General features: G+C 63.8%; 17 protein-coding genes. 11 read left to right on the plus strand and 6 right to left on the minus strand.

What is annotated here, in order from left to right:
• Window positions 1–259: 259 nt before the first annotated feature.
• The gene (phaC, locus tag LB535_RS08105) at window positions 260–2,095 is read right to left on the minus strand and encodes a class I poly(R)-hydroxyalkanoic acid synthase (RefSeq protein WP_224525320.1); all 1,836 of its coding nucleotides are present in this window, start codon (window positions 2,093–2,095) and stop codon (window positions 260–262) included.
• A gap of 97 nt (window positions 2,096–2,192) precedes the next feature.
• Between phaC and LB535_RS08110 the strand changes: the two genes are divergently transcribed.
• The 5 genes from LB535_RS08110 (at window position 2,193) to recJ (ending at window position 8,277) form a co-directional block, all read left to right on the plus strand.
• Window positions 2,193–2,597 carry a hypothetical protein gene (locus LB535_RS08110; protein ID WP_224631816.1) on the plus strand — a complete coding sequence of 135 codons (405 nt, stop codon included), beginning with the start codon at window positions 2,193–2,195 and terminating at the stop codon, window positions 2,595–2,597.
• Between the two features lie 41 nt (window positions 2,598–2,638).
• Window positions 2,639–3,856, plus strand: coding sequence for an LL-diaminopimelate aminotransferase (locus LB535_RS08115; RefSeq protein WP_095765055.1), 1,218 nt, complete (start codon window positions 2,639–2,641; stop codon window positions 3,854–3,856).
• A 57-nt stretch (window positions 3,857–3,913) separates the two neighbouring features.
• A complete protein-coding gene (locus tag LB535_RS08120) occupies window positions 3,914–5,227 on the plus strand; it encodes a homoserine dehydrogenase (protein ID WP_224631817.1) in 1,314 nt (437 codons plus the stop codon).
• A gap of 143 nt (window positions 5,228–5,370) precedes the next feature.
• The gene (gene glpX / locus LB535_RS08125; protein WP_224631818.1) at window positions 5,371–6,354 is read left to right on the plus strand and encodes a class II fructose-bisphosphatase; all 984 of its coding nucleotides are present in this window, start codon (window positions 5,371–5,373) and stop codon (window positions 6,352–6,354) included.
• Window positions 6,355–6,492: 138 nt separating this feature from the next.
• A complete protein-coding gene (gene recJ, locus LB535_RS08130) occupies window positions 6,493–8,277 on the plus strand; it encodes a single-stranded-DNA-specific exonuclease RecJ (RefSeq protein WP_224631819.1) in 1,785 nt (594 codons plus the stop codon).
• A gap of 26 nt (window positions 8,278–8,303) precedes the next feature.
• Here recJ and LB535_RS08135 read toward each other — a convergent pair whose 3' ends face one another.
• The 3 genes from LB535_RS08135 to folE all read right to left on the minus strand — a co-directional run bounded on the left by LB535_RS08135 (window position 8,304) and on the right by folE (window position 10,487).
• Window positions 8,304–9,269: a patatin family protein gene (locus LB535_RS08135; protein ID WP_224632082.1), complete on the minus strand. Its 966-nt coding sequence runs from the start codon at window positions 9,267–9,269 to the stop codon at window positions 8,304–8,306.
• 84 nt (window positions 9,270–9,353) lie between these two features.
• Window positions 9,354–9,812, minus strand: a complete 459-nt coding sequence (gene hisI / locus LB535_RS08140) for a phosphoribosyl-AMP cyclohydrolase (protein ID WP_224631820.1) — start codon at window positions 9,810–9,812, stop codon at window positions 9,354–9,356.
• Between the two features lie 42 nt (window positions 9,813–9,854).
• The gene (gene folE, locus LB535_RS08145) at window positions 9,855–10,487 is read right to left on the minus strand and encodes a GTP cyclohydrolase I FolE (protein ID WP_095765060.1); all 633 of its coding nucleotides are present in this window, start codon (window positions 10,485–10,487) and stop codon (window positions 9,855–9,857) included.
• Window positions 10,488–10,724: 237 nt separating this feature from the next.
• Between folE and LB535_RS08150 the strand changes: the two genes are divergently transcribed.
• Entirely contained in the window at window positions 10,725–11,171 is a 447-nt protein-coding gene (locus LB535_RS08150; RefSeq protein WP_140627330.1) for an iron-sulfur cluster assembly scaffold protein, read from the plus strand.
• A gap of 9 nt (window positions 11,172–11,180) precedes the next feature.
• Here LB535_RS08150 and LB535_RS08155 read toward each other — a convergent pair whose 3' ends face one another.
• The gene (locus LB535_RS08155) at window positions 11,181–12,086 is read right to left on the minus strand and encodes a LysR substrate-binding domain-containing protein (protein ID WP_224631821.1); all 906 of its coding nucleotides are present in this window, start codon (window positions 12,084–12,086) and stop codon (window positions 11,181–11,183) included.
• Window positions 12,087–12,178: 92 nt separating this feature from the next.
• On the opposite strand from LB535_RS08155, the gene LB535_RS08160 reads away from it, so the two are divergent.
• The 5 genes from LB535_RS08160 (at window position 12,179) to LB535_RS08180 (ending at window position 16,907) form a co-directional block, all read left to right on the plus strand.
• On the plus strand, window positions 12,179–12,340 hold the full coding sequence (locus LB535_RS08160; RefSeq protein ID WP_224631822.1) for a hypothetical protein: 162 nt from the start codon (window positions 12,179–12,181) through the stop codon (window positions 12,338–12,340).
• A 65-nt stretch (window positions 12,341–12,405) separates the two neighbouring features.
• Window positions 12,406–12,786 (plus strand): membrane protein insertion efficiency factor YidD, encoded by a 381-nt coding sequence (yidD, locus tag LB535_RS08165; RefSeq protein ID WP_224632083.1) that lies wholly within the window; start codon window positions 12,406–12,408, stop codon window positions 12,784–12,786.
• 145 nt (window positions 12,787–12,931) lie between these two features.
• Window positions 12,932–13,744 (plus strand): class D beta-lactamase, encoded by an 813-nt coding sequence (gene blaOXA, locus LB535_RS08170; protein WP_224631823.1) that lies wholly within the window; start codon window positions 12,932–12,934, stop codon window positions 13,742–13,744.
• A gap of 164 nt (window positions 13,745–13,908) precedes the next feature.
• On the plus strand, window positions 13,909–15,882 hold the full coding sequence (gene thrS, locus LB535_RS08175; RefSeq protein ID WP_224631824.1) for a threonine--tRNA ligase: 1,974 nt from the start codon (window positions 13,909–13,911) through the stop codon (window positions 15,880–15,882).
• Window positions 15,883–15,965: 83 nt separating this feature from the next.
• Entirely contained in the window at window positions 15,966–16,907 is a 942-nt protein-coding gene (locus tag LB535_RS08180) for a lysophospholipid acyltransferase family protein (RefSeq protein WP_224631825.1), read from the plus strand.
• Between the two features lie 9 nt (window positions 16,908–16,916).
• On the opposite strand, the gene LB535_RS08185 is transcribed toward LB535_RS08180, so the two are convergent.
• Complete coding sequence (locus LB535_RS08185) at window positions 16,917–17,882, minus strand: hypothetical protein (protein ID WP_224631826.1); 966 nt, start codon at window positions 17,880–17,882, stop codon at window positions 16,917–16,919.
• Window positions 17,883–17,968 lie beyond the last annotated feature (86 nt).

The following is a 17,968-nucleotide window of genomic DNA, read 5'->3' on the forward strand; positions in this document are numbered from 1 at the left end:
GCTTCCCCTTCGTGCAAGACGCCAACCTGCTGATTTCAAAACAAATTCCCCCTCGATATCCGGTCGGTTCGTCATCGCCGCGCACTCCAGTGCCGCGCCGCGATAACCCTCCTGTTCCCAACCGGAAACGGGACGTGTGTCGAATCTGCAAGCCTCGGAATTATTCTGCGTCGGAAGGTGATTTGAGGCCGCCGAACGATTGACGCCACCATTTCGCCCTGTTTTGGCGGCCCGTCAACTCACCACACATTACAGCCCGTTACACACGCACCTTGACATAGGTGCCCGGCGCATCTCCCAAGGTTTTCATACGCTTGCCGGGTTTGCGGGCGGGTACGCGGATGTCGTCCTGGGCCTCGATCCAGTGCTGCCAGTGCGTCCACCATGAACCAGGATGCTCGTGCGCCGCGGCAAGCCACGCGCTGAAATCGCCCACCGGCTTGCCGCCGGTCCAGTACTGATATTTCCTGGCGGCAGGCGGGTTGACGACGCCCGCGATGTGACCGGAACCCGCCATTACATACTCGACGTCGCCGCCGAAAAACTGCGATCCGAGGAACACTGAAAGCGCCGGGGCGATGTGGTCTTCCTTCGTGGCCAGGTTGTAGACGGGGATGGTGATGTCGGCCAGAGAGACCGTGCGCCCGGCAAGCTCCATCGTGCCGCGCGAGAGATTGTTCTCGAGATAGCAATTGCGCAGGTAGAACGAGTGATTGGCCGCCGCCATGCGCGTGGAATCGGAGTTCCAGTAGAGCAGATCGAAGGGCAGGGGCTCCTTGCCGCGCATGTAGTTGTTGACGACATAGGGCCAGATCAGGTCGCCCGAGCGCAGCATGTTGAAGGCGGTGGCCATCTTGGTGCCGTCGAGATAGCCCTTTTCGTTCATCGAGCGCTCGACCGCGGCGACCTGGTCCTCGTCGACGAACACCTTGAGGTCACCGGCATAGGTGAAGTCCACCTGGGTGGCGAAGAAGGTGGCCGATCTGATGCGGTGATCGCCTTCCTGCGCCAACAGCGCCAGCGCGGCAGCCAGGAGCGTGCCGCCGACGCAGTAACCGATGGCGTTGACTTCCTTCTCGCCGGTCGCCTTTTCCACCATGTCGAGGCCGAATTGCAGGCCTTCGCGGATATAGGCCTCCCAGCCCTTGGCGCCGTGACGCTCGTCGGGATTGATCCAGGAGATGACGAAGACGGTGTGGCCCTGCTCGATCGCCCAGCGGATGAAGGACTTTTGCGGGTTGAGGTCGAGAATATAGAATTTGTTGATCCATGGCGGGCAGATCAGCAGCGGCCGTCTCAGCACCGTCTCGGTTACCGGGTCGTATTGGATAATCTCTGCGACATCGCTGCGGCCGATGACCTTGCCGGGCGTGGTGGCGATGTTCTTGCCGATCTCGAAGGGCGTGTAGTCGGCCTGGCGCAGCTTCAGGTCGCCCCGGCCCGCGGCGATGTCCTCGGCCAGCATCTTCATGCCGCGCACCAGGTTCTCGCCGTTCGAGGCCATGGTCTCGCGGAACAGCTCGGGATTGGTCAGGATGAAGTTCGACGGCGCGATCGCGTTCGACACCTGCTTGACGTAGAAGCTCGCCTTGTGGCGGGTGTGCTCATCCAGGCCCTCGGCATGCTCGACAAGCTCGTTCGCCCAGCGCGAGGTGACCAGATAGGCCTGCTTGAGGAAGTCGAAGAAGGCGTTGCGGCCCCATTCGGGGTCTTGGAAGCGCTTGTCGCCGCGCTCGGGCTGAACCGCGTCCTGTGGCGCTTCGGCGTTGGGATTGACCTTCTGGATGGCGTTCGCCCAGACGGTCATGTAGCCGGCAAACAGCCGTGTCTGCGCTTCGAGCGCGCGTTGCGGGTCGCCCAGCCAGTATTCCGAAAGCTTTGAGAAGGTCTTGACCATGTCGACGACGGGTTCGGCGACATGGTCGCGCACTTCGCCTTTCTCGCGCGGTTCGGCCCAGGCGGAAGCCGCCTTGCCGGCCTGCTCGACCATGCGCGCCATGTTCAGGGCGAAGCGCTCGGGATCCTTCACCAGATATTGCTCGATGGCCGAAGGTCCGCCATTTTCCGCTTTGTCCGAATCGTCAGGTTTGGACATGGTTCGCGGGGTTCCTCCCGGAGCGTTTTCTTGACATATTACCATGGGACATCTGACCGGGTCCAATTCGCTCTAACCCGGCTGCCAGGAAAACAATATGACGATTAATGTTGGCGGGACTTTTTTTCTCAGGCCGGGTTCGATTTGCCGCATGGCGCTGATGGCGGGGCTGGCCGGCATGCTGCTGCCCGCTGCCGGCTGCACCAGCACCAGCACGAACAATGCGCCGACGGCATTGACCGAAGGTCCGAGGGACACCGGTTCCTATCCGAACCTCAACATCCCGCCGCAGGTGGCCGCCAAGCAGCTCACCAAGGAAGAGACCGCGGCGAACCTCGCCCAGCTCAAGGCCGAGGAGCAGACGCAGATTGCCAAGGGCAGCGGCGTCAAGGCGCCGGCGAATTCGGCCGCGCTCAACACTTTGGCCAAGACGCATGGCGCCGACACGCTGAAGCAGATCGAGGGCAAATGCGACCCCGCCCTCGACCCTAGCTGCAATTAAGTCTATATCGCGCGCCGAAACTCTGATGGTCTGGAACTGAAATGGAAGAATTTCACAAGGTCCGCCGGCTTCCGCCTTACGTGTTCGAGCAGGTCAACCGGCTGAAGGCCAGCGCCCGTTCGCGCGGCGCCGACATCATCGACCTTGGCATGGGCAATCCGGACCTGCCGACGCCGAAAGCCATCGTCGACAAATTGTGCGAAGTCGTGCGCGATCCGCGCACGCATCGCTACTCCGCTTCGCGCGGCATTCCGGGCCTGCGCCGCGCCCAGGCCAACTACTACCAGCGCCGCTTCGGCGTGAAGCTCAATCCCGATACGCAAGTGGTGGCGACGCTGGGCTCGAAGGAGGGCTTCGCCAACATGGCGCAGGCGATCACCGCGCCCGGCGACGTCATCCTGTGCCCCAATCCGACCTATCCGATCCATGCCTTCGGCTTCATCATGTCGGGCGGGGTGATCCGCTCGCTGCAGGTCGAGCCCGATGACGGCTTCATCCCGGCGGTCGAGCGCGGCATCCGCCATTCGATCCCCAAGCCGCTGGCGCTGATCCTCAATTATCCGTCGAACCCGACGGCGCTTGTCGCCTCGCTCGATTTCTACAAGGACGTGGTGGCCTTCGCGAAGAAGAACGACATCATCATCCTGTCGGATCTCGCCTATTCGGAAATCTATTTCGACGGCAATCCGCCGCCGTCGGTTCTGCAGGTGCCGGGCGCGATGGATGTCTGCGTCGAGTTCACCTCGATGTCGAAGACCTTTTCCATGCCCGGCTGGCGCATGGGCTTCGCGGTCGGCAACGAGCGGCTGATTTCAGCGCTAACGCGGGTGAAGTCCTACCTCGACTATGGCGCGTTCACACCGATCCAGGTTGCGGCGGCGCATGCGCTGAACGGCGACGGCGCCGACATCGAGGAGGTGCGCGAGGTCTACCATAAGCGGCGCGACGTAATGGTCGATTCCTTCGGCCGCGCCGGTTGGACCATTCCCGCGCCGGCGGCCTCGATGTTCGCCTGGGCGCCGATCCCGGAGCCGTTTCGCCATCTCGGCTCACTGGAATTCTCCAAGCTGCTCATCGAGCATGCGGATGTCGCGGTGGCGCCGGGGGTCGGCTTCGGCGAGCATGGCGACGACTATGTGCGCCTGGCGCTGGTCGAGAACGAGCACCGGATCCGCCAGGCCGCGCGCAACATCAAGAAGTTCCTCGCGACCACCGCGAAGCAGCCCAACAATGTGGTGCCTTTAGCCGCTCACCGTTGAGTTGCCTGACATTTTTTGCACCTGACATTTTTTGCAAATTGAGGGGCCTCGCCGGACATGGCTGAAGCATTGCGTGTTGGAATTGCCGGCCTTGGCACGGTGGGCGCCTCGGTGGCGCGCGTGCTGCGCGACAAGGCGGCGGAGCTTACCCGGCAGTGCGGTCGCGACATCGTCGTGACCGCCGTTTCGGCCCGCGATCCGAAACGCGACCGAGGTATCGATCTTGGCGTCGCCAAATGGTTCGATGATCCGGTCAAGCTGGCCGAAAAGGCCGATATCGACGTCTTCGTCGAGCTGATCGGCGGTGACGAGGGGCCGGCGCGGCTCTCGGTGAAAGCGGCGCTCGAGGCCGGGCGCCATGTCGTGACCGCCAACAAGGCGCTGCTTGCCAAGCATGGCGTGGCGCTTGCCGAGATCGCCGAGAAGAAGGGTGTGCTGCTCAACTACGAGGCGGCGGTGGCCGGCGGCATCCCGGTCATCAAGACGATGCGCGAGGCAATGGCGGGCAACGCGGTGACCCGCGTCTTCGGCATCCTCAACGGCACGTGCAACTACATCCTGACCCGCATGGAAGCCGAAGGCATCTCCTTCGACGCCTGCCTGAAGGATGCGCAGCGGCTCGGCTACGCCGAGGCCGATCCGACCTTCGACATCGAGGGCCACGATACGGCGCACAAATTGTCGATCCTGACCAGCCTTGCCTTCGGCACCAGGATCGCCGCCGGCGACATCTATATGGAAGGCATCTCCAACATCACCCAGGCCGACATCCGCGCGGCCGGCGATCTCGGCTACCGCATCAAGCTGCTCGGCGTCGCCCAGCGCACCGACAGCGGCATAGAGCAGCGTGTCCATCCGACCATGGTGCCGACGGCGTCGGTCATCGCGCAGGTGCATGGCGTCACCAACGCAGTGGCGATCGAGACCGATATCCTGGGCGAGCTCCTGCTCTCGGGTCCGGGCGCGGGCGGCAATGCGACCGCTTCGGCGGTCGTCGGCGACATCGCCGACATCGCCAAGAGCCGACCGGGCTTCCAGCATGGCCCGGTCTTCGGCTGGCCGGCGAAGGAACTGAAGCCTTACAAGAAAGCGCAGATGCGCAGCCATGCCGGCGGCTATTTCATACGGCTGACCGTGCATGACCGCACCGGCGTGTTCGCGGCCATCGCCAAGCGCATGGCCGACAACGACATCTCGCTGGAATCGATCGTTCAACAGGCTGCCGGCGCGGAAACGCAGGCGCAGAAGACGGTGATCCTCGTCACGCATGAGACCACGGAAGCTGCGGTGCGCAGGGCCGTCGAAGGCATCACCAAGGATGGTCATCTGACCGACAAGCCGCAAGTGATCCGCATCGAGCGGGCGGAATAAGCCCGAGTCCGGTTCCGCCTTCAATCGATTGATTTTGCTGTCATTTCGAAAAATGACCCGGCAAGTCTTGCCGTTGTCATGGAGCTTTGTCAGAAGAAGCCCACCTCTGGCGGGAGGTTGAGTTTCACGAGGAATTTCTGTCCATGAACATAGCCCAGGACATCACCGCCGGTCTCGACCGGATCCTTACGATGGAAGTCGTGCGTGTGACCGAACGGGCCGCCGTCGCGGCGGCAAGGCTGCGCGGGCGCGGCGATGAGAAAGCTGCCGATCAGGTGGCGGTCGACGCCATGCGCCAGGAGCTCAACCGGCTGGCCATCAAAGGCACGGTGGTGATCGGCGAAGGCGAGCGCGACGAGGCGCCGATGCTCTATATCGGCGAGGAGGTCGGCACCGGCAAAGGTCCGGCCGTCGACATCGCGCTCGATCCGCTCGAGGGCACGACGATCTGCGCCAAGAACCTGCCCAACGCGCTTGCCGTAATCGCGATTGCGGAAAAGGGCAGCCTGCTGTTCGCGCCCGATGTCTACATGGACAAGATCGCCATCGGTCCCGGCTATCCCGAAGATCTGATCGACATCGACGCCTCGCCGGCCGAAAACCTCGCCAATCTGGCCAAGGCCAAGGGCGTGGCCGTCTCAGACATCACCGCCTGCATCCTCGACCGGCCGCGTCACGCCAAGCTGATCGACGCCGTGCGCGCCACGGGCGCGGCGATCCGGCTGATCGGCGACGGCGATGTCGCGGGCGTCATCCACACCACCGATCCGGACGAGACCGGCATCGATATCTATCTCGGCACCGGCGGCGCGCCGGAGGGCGTGCTGGCGGCGGCCGCACTTCGCTGCACCGGCGGACAAATGCAGGGCCGGCTGATCCTCGACACGCCGGAGAAGGTGGCGCGCGCGCACCAAATGGGCATTTCCGACCCGAAGCGGATCTATCGCGCCCACGACATGGCGCGGGGCGACGTGCTGTTCGCGGCGACCGGCGTCACCGACGGCAATTTGCTCGACGGGGTGAAGTTCGGCCGCACTTTCATCACCACGCACACCATCGTGCTGCGGTCGTCCTCGCGCACGGTGCGCGAGATCAAGGCGCGTCACCAGGATCTGGATAAGTTCTGATTTGCCTTCGTCCGGGCGCTTTGCCGCAATTCGAGGAAAACGTTCCACACCTTTCCCCGCATTGCCCGCTTCCCCGCAATTGCTCCGGCCGTCGCATATTGATATCTGCGCAATGATGATGTGCAGACGGCGCGTCGCATGACGGGCGAGAAACGGTTCTTCCTCGATGTCAGGCAGTCGGCGACCGGTGTTTCGTGGGAACACCGGCTGACCGAGCGCCAGGACATGGCCGCCTTGGCCATGGCGCAGGGCCATGGCGTGCCCGACATCGTGGCGCGGGTGCTTGCCGGGCGCGGCGTCAGCGTGGAGCAGACCGCGCGCTTCCTCGATCCGACCATTCGCGAGCTTCTGCCGAATCCAGCATCGCTGACCGATATGGAGAAGGCGGCGGCGAGGCTGGCCGATGCGGTCGTCGCCCACGAAAAAGTTGCGATCTTCGGCGATTACGATGTCGACGGCGCGGCCTCGTCGGCGCTCATCAAACGCTTTCTCACCCATTTTTCGGTGCCGTCGGAAATCTACATCCCGGACCGCATCTTCGAAGGCTACGGGCCCAATCCGGAAGCGATGCGGGACTTGATCTCGCGCGGCGCGAAGCTGATCGTCACCGTCGACTGCGGCACCAACAGCGCGACCTCGATCGACGCGGCCAGGCAAGCCGGCGCCGATGTCGTGGTGCTCGATCATCACCAGGTCGGCGGCCCGTTGCCGGCGGCGGACGCCGTGGTCAATCCCAATCGCGAGGACGACCTGTCGGGGCAGGGACATCTGTGCGCCGCCGGCGTCGTCTTCCTGTGCCTGGTGCAGACGGCCAAAGTGCTGCGCGAGAGGCTGCCGGACGCCGCGCCGGTCGATCTGCTTTCGATGCTCGATCTGGTGGCGCTGGCGACGGTCTGCGACGTGGTCCCGCTCACCGGCGTCAACCGCGCCTTCGTCGTCAAGGGGCTGCAGGTGTTGCGCCAACAGAAGAATGAGGGGCTGGCGGCGCTGGCGCGGGTCTCGCGCATCGGCGAGCCGATCAACACCTTCCATCTTTCCTTCCTGATCGGCCCGCGCATCAATGCCGGCGGCCGCATCGGCGATGCCGCGCTCGGCAGCCGGCTTCTGGCAACCGACGATCCCGTCGAGGCGGCAGGCATTGCCGAGACACTGGACCGGCTGAACCAGGAACGCCAGCAGATGGAGCAGGAGATGCTGGCACAGGCGCGCGCCGAGGCCGATGCCGAGCTTGCCGGCGGCAACGGCCCGGCAGTCATCGTCACCGCCAGCAATAGCTGGCATCCGGGCATCGTCGGGCTGATCGCTTCGCGGCTCAAGGATCATGCACGCCGCCCAGCCTTCGCCATCGCCTTCAATTCGACCGGCATCGGCACGGGCTCCGGCCGCTCGGTGACCGGCTTCGATCTCGGCCGGCTGGTGCGCGAGGCTGCCGAGGCCGGGCTGATCGTCAAGGGCGGCGGCCACGCGATGGCCGCCGGCATCACTGTCGAGCGTGCCAAGCTCGGCGAACTGCGCGCCTTCTTTGAGGACCGCGCCGCGGCCGACGTGTTCCGGCTGCAGAACGAGGAGAGCCTGGCGATCGACGGCGCCTTGGCCGCCGAGGGCGCCACGATCGCGCTGCTCGACGCGCTGGAGAAAGCCGGGCCATTCGGGGCCGGGCACATTGCGCCGGTGTTCGTGCTGCCGCGCCATCGGCTGGCCGACGCGCGCGCGATCGGCACCAACCACATCCGCGTGGATCTGCAGTCGCAAAGCGGCGGCAACATCCAAGCCATAGCGTTCCGTGCGGTCGACACCGCGCTCGGCGAATTCCTGTTTAAGAACAGGGGCAGGACCGTGCATATCGCCGGTTCATTGTCGGGCAATTACTGGAACGGCAACCGCATGGTGCAGTTCCGCATCAGCGATGCGGCACTCGCCTGAATCTCAACACAACTCAAGGATTGCGATCAGACCAGGACGGACTGCAGCCGGGTCAGTTCGTTGATCTGGGACTTCGTCGCTTGATAGCCGAGGCTGATCGCCTCGTCGGCGCGATGGAATTCCGTCAGGCCGATATGGCTGAGTTTGGGCTGCAGCGACATATCCGGCGGATCGCCGGCGAGCCTGGCCCGCGAAATCCGGTCCTGAATGATGTTGAAAGCCTCGACCATGACGCCGGTGATGCCAAGGCGCGTCTGGTGTGACTGGGGATTGACCTGGCCGGGGCGCGGCGCGTCGTTCTCGACAAGCAGCTCGCCGGCGCTGTGCTTGATGACGGCGGCGCGGCCGAACAGGTCGTAATGCAGGTTGACCGCAACGACGAGCGGTTGCTCATAGGCGCGGCAGACCGAGACCGGCACCGGGTTGACCAGCGCGCCGTCGACCAGCATGCGGCCGTTGCAGGCCACCGGCTCGAAGACGCCCGGCAGCGCATAGGAGGCGCGCATGGCGGTGACAAGCGAGCCGCTCGACAGCCAGATTTCATGGCCGGTGCGGATTTCGGACGCGACGGCGACGAAGGGTCTCGCCAGGTCTTCGAAGCGGGCGCCGTCGAGATGCTCGCGCAGGCGCTGATCGAGCCTCATGCCGCCGAACAGGCCGCTGCCGCGAAGATTGAGATCGAGAAGGCCGAAAATGCGCCGCTTGGTCAGGCTTCTGGCGAATTCTTCCAGTTCGTCGAGCTTGCCGGCAAGGTAGCAGCCGCCGACCAGCGCGCCGATCGAGGTGCCGGCGATCATCGATACTTCGATGCCGGCCTCGTCAAGCGCGCGCAGCACGCCGATATGGGCCCAGCCCCTGGCGCAGCCGCCGCCGAGCGCCAGCGAGATCCCGGCTTTGCTTTCTGGCTTCGGGTCGGACGTGCCGCCTGACGATGCGGGGCCGTTGGCCTCCCGAACGTCAGGTCTGCTGCGCAATGACGCCCATTCGAGCATCATGATCTCCCTTGTCCCGTATCCCTTCTACCGCAAGGATATTTGAGAATAGTGAATCTGAGTAGTTTGTGAATATTGAATGGTTCACACCGGCTTCCGATACGTTTGGTCCGCATCGAACAGCGGCCTGCTGCCGTCGCCGGCAAGCGTCGCCTTGCCGTCATTCAGCCCCACCGTCCGATAAAAGCAGGAACGCCGTCCGGTGTGACAGGTTGCGTCGTGGCCCAACACTTTGACGCGCAACCATATCGCGTCTTGGTCACAATCCGTGCGCATCTCGACGACCTGCTGGAAATTGCCCGAGGTTTCGCCCTTCTTCCACAGCGCGTTGCGCGAGCGCGACCAGTAATGGGCAATGCCGGTCTCCAGCGTCAGCGCCAGCGCCTCGGCATTCATATGCGCGACCATCAAGAGCATGCCGTCGCCGGCATCGGTGACGACGACGGTGACGAGGCCGGCCGCATCGAAGCGCGGAGAAAGGACGGAGCCTTCCTCCAGCGATTTCTTATCGGATGGGGCTTTGGGGAATTGCAGTGCCGACATCGCCGGTCGATCTTTCTTCCTAGTGGCCGGCGATGGCGGCGATCAGCCGCCGGCTCGCACCATGGTGACGAAGCGGACCTGCTCCTCCGGCGTGTCCTTGAAGACGCCGGTGAAGGTGGAGGTCAGCGTAGTCGAGTCCTGCTTGCGGATGCCGCGCATGGCCATGCACATATGCTCGGCCTCGAGCATGACGGCGACGCCGCGCGGGTTGAGCACGTCCTGGATGACGCCTGCGATCTGCGCGGTCATCGCCTCCTGCGTCTGCAGCCGGTGCGCGAAGATGTCGACGACGCGCGCGATCTTCGACAGGCCGACGACCTTGCCGTCAGGCAGATAGCCGACATGCGCCTTGCCGATGATCGGCACCATGTGATGCTCGCAATGCGAATGGAATTTTATGTTCCTGACGATGACGAGATCGTCATAGCCGGCGACTTCCTCGAAGGTGCGGCCAAGCTCGTCGGCCGGGCACATGTCATAGCCGTTGAACATTTCGCGGAAGGCTTTGGTGACGCGCTTGGGCGTGTCGATCAGGCCTTCGCGGTCCGGATTGTCGCCGGTCCAGCGCAAAAGCGTGCGCACGGCGGCTTCGACCTCGGCTTCGCTCGGCCGGTCGGTGACGGGCTTTTCCAAATATTCGGACGGGGGCATGATTTTCTTGATGACGGCATCCATAAAGGCGTCTCCCGTAGTCCCACTCAAAGGTGGAACGAGTTGAACGGACCACGACCTTTTGGGTGAAAATCGCCCATTTCCATCCCGCAAGCGGCGTGAACAGATGAGCAGGGACAACGGCTTTTTCGTCGCCTTGTCGATGCCCGACTGCGACCATTATATATGGTTCGAGCGGCGCGAAAGGAAGACGCGAGAGCGGCAAAGCCTGTTCGCTTGGCGGCGACGGATTGGAAAAATATGATCGACGACGTCTACAATGCGAAAATTCTCGGTTTCGCCGGGAATATAGGGCGGATCGGCCGGCTCGACGATGCCGACGCGACAGCCAGGGCGCATTCCAAATTGTGCGGCTCGACCGTCACGGTCGACCTCAAGATGGACGGTGACGTGGTGACCGATTTCGCCCACGACGTGAAAGCCTGCGCGCTCGGCCAAGCCTCGTCCTCGATCATGGCCCAGCATGTGGTCGGCGCCAGCGCCGACGAATTGCGCGCCGTGCGCGAAACCATGCTGAAGATGCTGAAGGAGAACGGCGCGCCGCCTGAAGGCCGTTTCGCCGACCTCAAATATCTGGAGCCGGTGCGCGACTACAAGGCGCGCCATGCCTCGACCATGCTGACCTTCGACGCGGTGGTCGACGCGATCGGCCAGATCGAGAAGAAGCGCGCCGAACAGGCGGCTTGAGCGCAGCGGTCAGGCCGCTTCCCTGGTAACGGCGAATTCGCTTCGTATCCAGTCGGCAAATGCCTTGGCGGGTTCCGGCAGAGTCCGCAGGCTCCTGGCCACCAGCCAGTAGGCGCCGGAAGCCACATCGATATCGAACGGCTTGATCAAAGTGCCTGACGCAAGTTCGTCGCCGATCTGCAAGAGATCGCCGAGCGCCACGCCATGTCCGAGCAGGGCAGCCTGTTTCGACAGCGAGACATCGGCCAGCATCGGGCCACGCGCGGGCACTGCGTCGGCGGGCACGCCGGCGGCCTGGAACCAGCGCGCCCAACCTTGGCGGTTTTCCTCATGCAGCAGCGTGTAATGGCGAAGGTCGATCGGCTTTTCCAGCGGAGGGCCGGAGGCGAGCAGCGCCGGCGACAGGACCGGTGAATCGACAGTCGAGGCCAGGCGCTCGGCCTCGCTACGCGGCCATGACGTGGCGTGGGCGCTGAAACGCAAGGCGAGTTCGGGCTGATCGCTGCGGAACTCGATCGGCCGTGGATCGACTTCGAGCGACACATCGATGTCGGGCCGCAATTGGCGAAAGCGATTGAGCCGCGGCACCAGCCATATGGCGGCAAGCGAGGGCTCGACGCTTACACGGACGACGGCTTGTGCCGGCGAGGCCGTGAGCTCCGAAAGCACGCGGTCGATGTCGTCGAAGCTTCTGACCAATCGGTCGAGCAGCCTTTGCCCCGCATCCGTCAGCTCGACGCGGCGATGGAGGCGCAGAAACAGCGGTCTGCCCAAAAAGGTCTCGAGCTCGCGTATCTGCCGGCTGATCGCGGCCTGCGAGACATAAAGCTCCTCGGCCGCCAGGCTGAAACTAAGGTGCCGGCCGGCAGATTCGAAGCTCCTGAGAGCCGTCAGCGGCAGCCGCCCTCGCTTCATTCGCATAACCTCAGATTATCCGAAGCGGAAATTATACTCGTTTGAAAGGGAAGGCCAGTGGCAGTCTAATCGGTGCTCAAAGGAGCACTGCCATGAACCAGTTCCTGGCCATTCTGAGCGATGTCATGCTGATCGCGACGTTTCAGTGGCGCGACAAGAGCCGGCACCCCGGCTGGTGCGAGGAAAGGCCCGGCAGTTGCACGCGCCATGCGCCAGTGGCCGACCGGCATCCCGTCCGTCGCGCCAGGCCATGAGGGGAAAGGGCGTTGCGTTCGAGATCGGAAGGACACATCTATCGCGTAGCAAAACAACCGTGGAGATGCGGGTGGGCGACCATCCCGGACATACGCATGGCGGCCGGCCAATCCAGCGCGGGCGCAATTGGCCGGGACCTTGGCGCAAGACGCCCGGGCGCATCCTGGGCACATCGCTCGTGCGCCTCTATCAGCTGACGCTGTCCGGCTTCGTCGGCAACAGCTGCCGGCACCTGCCGACCTGCTCCGAATATGCGCATGAGGCGATTGCCCGCCATGGCCTGTGGGCGGGCGGCTGGATGGGACTATTCCGGGTGCTGCGCTGCGGGCCGTTCGGGACGCATGGCATCGACCGCGTGCCGGAGGTGCTTGCCCAGCGCTATGTCTGGTTCATGCCCTGGCGCTTTTGGCGGATCGGCAAAAGGCACAGCGAGCCCGAAATCTGATCGCTTCGCCGTCCCGCGCGACGCGGATTTTAACGATCCGGTAGGGTTAACGCGAAGCTGCACGAACACTGCGAATTTGAGACAAAATCGAGACAAGTCGCCTCGCTAAGCCGCTCCTGCAATCTCATTCCGGAGTGACTTCGCCATGCGCCAGATGGACCGCTATCCTTTCATTTTCGCCATCGTCCTTTTCCTGCTGGCCTGGATGCTGGGCTTGCCGGTGCGGGCGCAATCGGCGCCGCTCGGCGACATCCACTGCACGCTGATCCAGGATCAGCAAAGCGGCGCAACACTTTACCAGGACGGCGTCTGCGAGCAGCGCGTCAGCCCGGCTTCTACCTTCAAGGTGCCGCTGGCGCTGATCGGCTACGATGCCGGCATCCTGACAGACGAGCATATGCCGAGCTGGGAGTACAAGCCGGAGTTCAAGGCGGCGAAGCGCGACCAGAAGACCGTCGATCCGACGATCTGGGAACGCGATTCCATCGTCTGGTACTCGCGCGAAATCACGCGGAGGCTCGGTGCCGAGAAGTTCGCCGGCTACGTGTCGAAATTCGGCTATGGCAACAAGGATGTCTCGGGCGATACCGGCAGGGACAACGGGCTGACGCAATCCTGGATCAATTCCTCGCTCGAAATATCGCCGGTCGAGCAGACGGCGTTTCTGCGCCAGCTGCTCGCCGGCAAGATGCCGGTGTCGGCGAAGGCGCATGAGATGACCAGGGCGATCCTGCCGACCTTCGCGGCAGGGGACTGGACGGTGCAAGGCAAGACGGGCAGCACCAGGCTCGGCCAGGACGGCAAACGCTCGCTCGGCTGGTTCGTCGGCTGGGCCGAGAAGGGGAGCCGGCGCATCGTCTTTGCAAGGCTGGTCGTCGATTCCAAGCGTACCGGAGAGCCGAAGGGTCTCGCGACGCGGGCGGCGTTCCTGAAGGATTTGCCCGACCTCATCAAATAGAACAGCCTGTCAAATAGATGGCTGGCGGCTTTACGGCGGCGGAAACTCCTCATAAAAGACTGCCGCGCCGGACGCCTCCGGCTAACCCTCTGCAAGCCGCACGCATCCTGCGACATGCATTTCACCACCCGCGCTCGTTTGCGGGACTGGATAGGAGAATCCTGATGCCGAATTCCGTTTCCCTGACATTTCCCGATGGTTCGGTCCGCGACTACGACGCGGCGCTGACCGGCGCCGGCCTTGCCGAGTCTATTTCCAAGTCGCTGGCCAAGAAGGCTGTCGCCTATAGCCTCGACGGCACCGTTCGCGATCTTTCCGATCCGCTCGGCACGTCCGGCAAGGTCGAGATCATCACCCGCGAGGATCCGCGCGCGCTGGAGCTCATCCGCCATGATGCCGCGCATGTGCTGGCCGAGGCCGTGCAGGAGCTGTGGCCGGGAACGCAGGTGACGATCGGGCCGGTTATCGAGAACGGGTTCTATTACGACTTTGCCAGGAACGAGCCGTTCACGCCGGACGATTTTCCGGTGATCGAAAAGAAGATGCGCGAGATCATCGCGCGCAACAAGCCGTTCACCAAGGAAGTGTGGTCGCGCGAGAAGGCGAAGAAGGTCTTCGCCGAGAAGGGCGAGCGCTACAAGCTTGAGCTGATCGACGCGATTCCGGAGGACCAGGACCTCAAGATCTACGCTCAGGGCGACTGGTTCGACCTGTGCCGCGGTCCGCACATGGCTTCGACCGGGCAGATCGGCAATGCCTTCAAGCTCATGAAGGTGGCGGGCGCCTATTGGCGCGGCGACTCGAACAATCCGATGCTGACGCGCATCTACGGCACAGCCTTTGCCGACCAGGCGCAACTCGATGCCTACCAGACCCTGCTGGAAGAGGCCGAGAAGCGCGACCACCGCAAGCTCGGCCGCGAGATGGACCTGTTCCATTTCCAGGAAGAGGGACCAGGCGTCGTCTTCTGGCACGCCAAGGGCTGGAAGATGGTGCAGAACCTGATCAACTACATGCGCCGCCGCCTCGACGAGCACGGCTATCAGGAAGTCAACGCGCCGCAGGTGCTGGACAAGAGCCTGTGGGAGACGTCGGGACACTGGGGCTGGTATCGCGACGCGATGTTCAAGGTCACGGTCGCCGGCGACGACACCGACGACGACCGCGTCTTCGCGCTGAAGCCGATGAACTGTCCCGGCCATGTGCAGATCTTCAAGCATGGGTTGAAGTCATACCGAGAACTGCCTGTAAAGCTTGCGGAGTTCGGCAATGTGCATCGCTACGAGCCGTCGGGCGCGCTCCACGGGCTGATGCGCGTGCGCGGCTTCACGCAGGACGATGCGCATATCTTCTGCACCGAGGAGCAGCTCGCGGCCGAATGCCTGCGCATCAACGACCTGATCCTGTCGACCTATGCCGATTTCGGCTTCGAGGAGGTCAGCGTGAAGCTGTCGACCCGGCCGGACAAGCGCGTCGGCACCGACGAGGCCTGGGATCATGCCGAAGCGATCATGAGCAACGTGCTGGAGACGATCCGCACGCGCTCCGGCAACCGCATCAAGACCTCGATCAATCCGGGCGAGGGTGCGTTCTACGGGCCGAAATTCGAATATGTGCTGAAGGACGCCATCGGCCGCGAATGGCAATGCGGCACCACGCAGGTAGACTTCAACCTGCCGGAGCGCTTCGGCGCCTTCTATATCGGCTCGGATTCGGAGAAGAAGCAGCCGGTGATGGTGCATCGCGCCGTCTGCGGCTCGATGGAGCGCTTCCTCGGCATCCTGATCGAGAACTATTCCGGCCATTTCCCGCTGTGGTTCGCACCGCTGCAGGTGGTGGTGGCGACGATCACCTCGGATGCGGACGAGTACGCCTTGAATGTGGTCGAGCGGCTGAAGGCCGCGGGGCTGCTCGCCGAAGCCGACCTGCGCAACGAGAAGATCAACTATAAGGTGCGCGAGCATTCGCTCGCCAAGGTGCCGGTCATCCTCGTCTGCGGCAGGCGCGAGGCGGAAGAGGAAACCGTCAATGTCCGCCGGCTTGGCTCCCGCGACCAGGAATCGCTGAAGCTCGAGGATGCCGTGAAGTCTCTCACCGACGAGGCGGTCTCGCCCGACCGCAAGCGTCGCGCAGCCTGACTTACCAGCGCTTCCTTGAATGGCGGTGGCGTGTCCACCGCCATTTTCATATGCCTGTCACGCCAGCCTTGTAACGAGCCGCCATGCTCAAGTTGAAACTGCGGGAAAGACGGTTTCCCGAGCTTTCCTACGCCAACCCGCATCAACCGGTGCTGACGCGCTGGTTCATCCATTCGGTCGAGGGCCTGTCGGGGCGCGACCGCTTCGCCGTGCTCTACGATTTCTGGCGTCGCCAGGTTGTGCCGACAGGCGACCGCGTATTCAGCCGCATGCTGGAATTGATCGACGTCAAGGTCCGCAACGCTGTGCAATGGCCGCCGCCAGCGCTGCCGGACACGCCGCTGGTCATCGTCGCAAACCATCCCTTCGGCATCGGCGACGGCATTGCGGTGCTGTCGCTGGCCGAGCAGCTCGGCCGGCCGTTCCGGGTCATGATCCACAAGGATCTGCTCAGGATCCGCGAGATGGAGCCCTATTCGCTGCCGATCGATTTTTCCGAGACCAAGGAAGCGTTGAAGAACAACATGGCGGTGCGCCATGAAGCGGTGCGGCTGTTGAAGGAAGGCGTCACCATCGTCGTGTTCCCGGCCGGCGGCGTCGCCACGGCGCCGAAGGGTTTCGGCCGCGCCATCGACCTGCCGTGGAAGATGTTCCCGGCCAAGCTCGTCCAGGACGCCAAGGCCTCGGTCATCCCGATGCATTTCTCCGGCCAGAACGGCCGCCTGTTCCATCTCGTCAGCGGCCCGATGAATATGGCCGAGCGCGACAACCGCGTGGCGAAATTCATCGGCAGGGCGTCGCTGACGCTGCGCACCTCCTTGCTTATCCGCGAATTCGCGCGACTGTCCGGCAAGGCGATTGAGGTGCGCATCGGCGACGTGCTGAGATGGAGCGACCTCGAGCCGCTGCGCGACCGCAAGGCGCTGCTCGATCGCCTGTATCGCGCGGTCTTCGATCTGGCCACGCCTTCCGCGCTGCGTGGCCGCGTGCCGTTCCTGCCGAAGCGGATGCGCAAGGCAGCCTGATCAGCCCGATCAGTCCGCGCCTTCCTCGGGGTCGATGGCTGAGGATTCGTTGGCCACGACCTCGATTTCCTGGTTCTGGCCGGCAACGACCGTGAAATCCTTCTGGTAGATACGGTCGCGGTTCTTGGCGATGATGGTGTATTGGCCTTCGGCCAGCACCATCGAGGCGAAGGCGCCGACCGCTTCCTTGATCGGATCGCCGCTCTCGTTGAGCAGCGACCAGGACGTGTCGGCGATGGCCTCGCCGCCGGGCTCGCGCACCAGCTTCATCGTCATCTCGGCGGCGCGGTGCTCGACGGTCGCCTCCGTCAGCTTGCCGGCCTCGACGCGGATGTCGGAGCGGATCACGGCGTTGACCGCGCCGTAGGTGGAGACGACGTGGTAGGTGCCGGCGTTCAGCCGCACAACGGTGTTCGGCGCGACGTCGGGGGCGATCAGCGCCCGGTCGCCATTGGCCGCGGCTTGGCCTTCATAGATCGAGAAGCGCAATTTCTTCGGCGGGATGGGCGCGCCGCCCGACGTCACCGCGTCGAGCTTCAGGCCGCCGGCGTCGAGCACAAGGCTTTCGCGCTTTGCCTCCTTGCCGACCGTGATGCGTTTGGTGGCGCCGGCGCGTCCGTAGGAGGCATGGACAAGATAGCTGCCGGGGTCGAGCTGGAACACGGCTGTGCCGCCATGGGCGGATGCTACCATCGGCAGTTTGCCATCACTGGCGGGCTGCGGCCTGAAAACCCGCCAGACGATGCCGCGGGTGATGTCGGCGCCCTTGTCGGTCAACTGCGCCGACAGCGTGATGGCGCCGCCGTTGCCGAGCGCCAGCGGCGTCCCGGCCTTCGGCGTTGCGTAGCTCGAAATGTCTGGAAGCTTGATGTCGCCGATGTCGTTGGCGTTCTGGGCCAGCGCGAAGGAAACCGGCACCGCGAACAACGCAGCGACGAGTGCGATCACGAAAAGGCGCAAGATCCCCTCAAACATGCCTTGCGTTGAAGCCCAAGGCGGTGGCAATTTCAAGGCCTAGAAGCGCGCCGCCCGGCGCGGCGGCTTCTTATCAGGCGCAAAAC

Origin of the sequence: Mesorhizobium sp. CA10 (assembly GCF_020165285.1) — a bacterium.
In the GTDB taxonomy this organism is placed as follows: Bacteria; Pseudomonadota; Alphaproteobacteria; order Rhizobiales; family Rhizobiaceae; genus Mesorhizobium.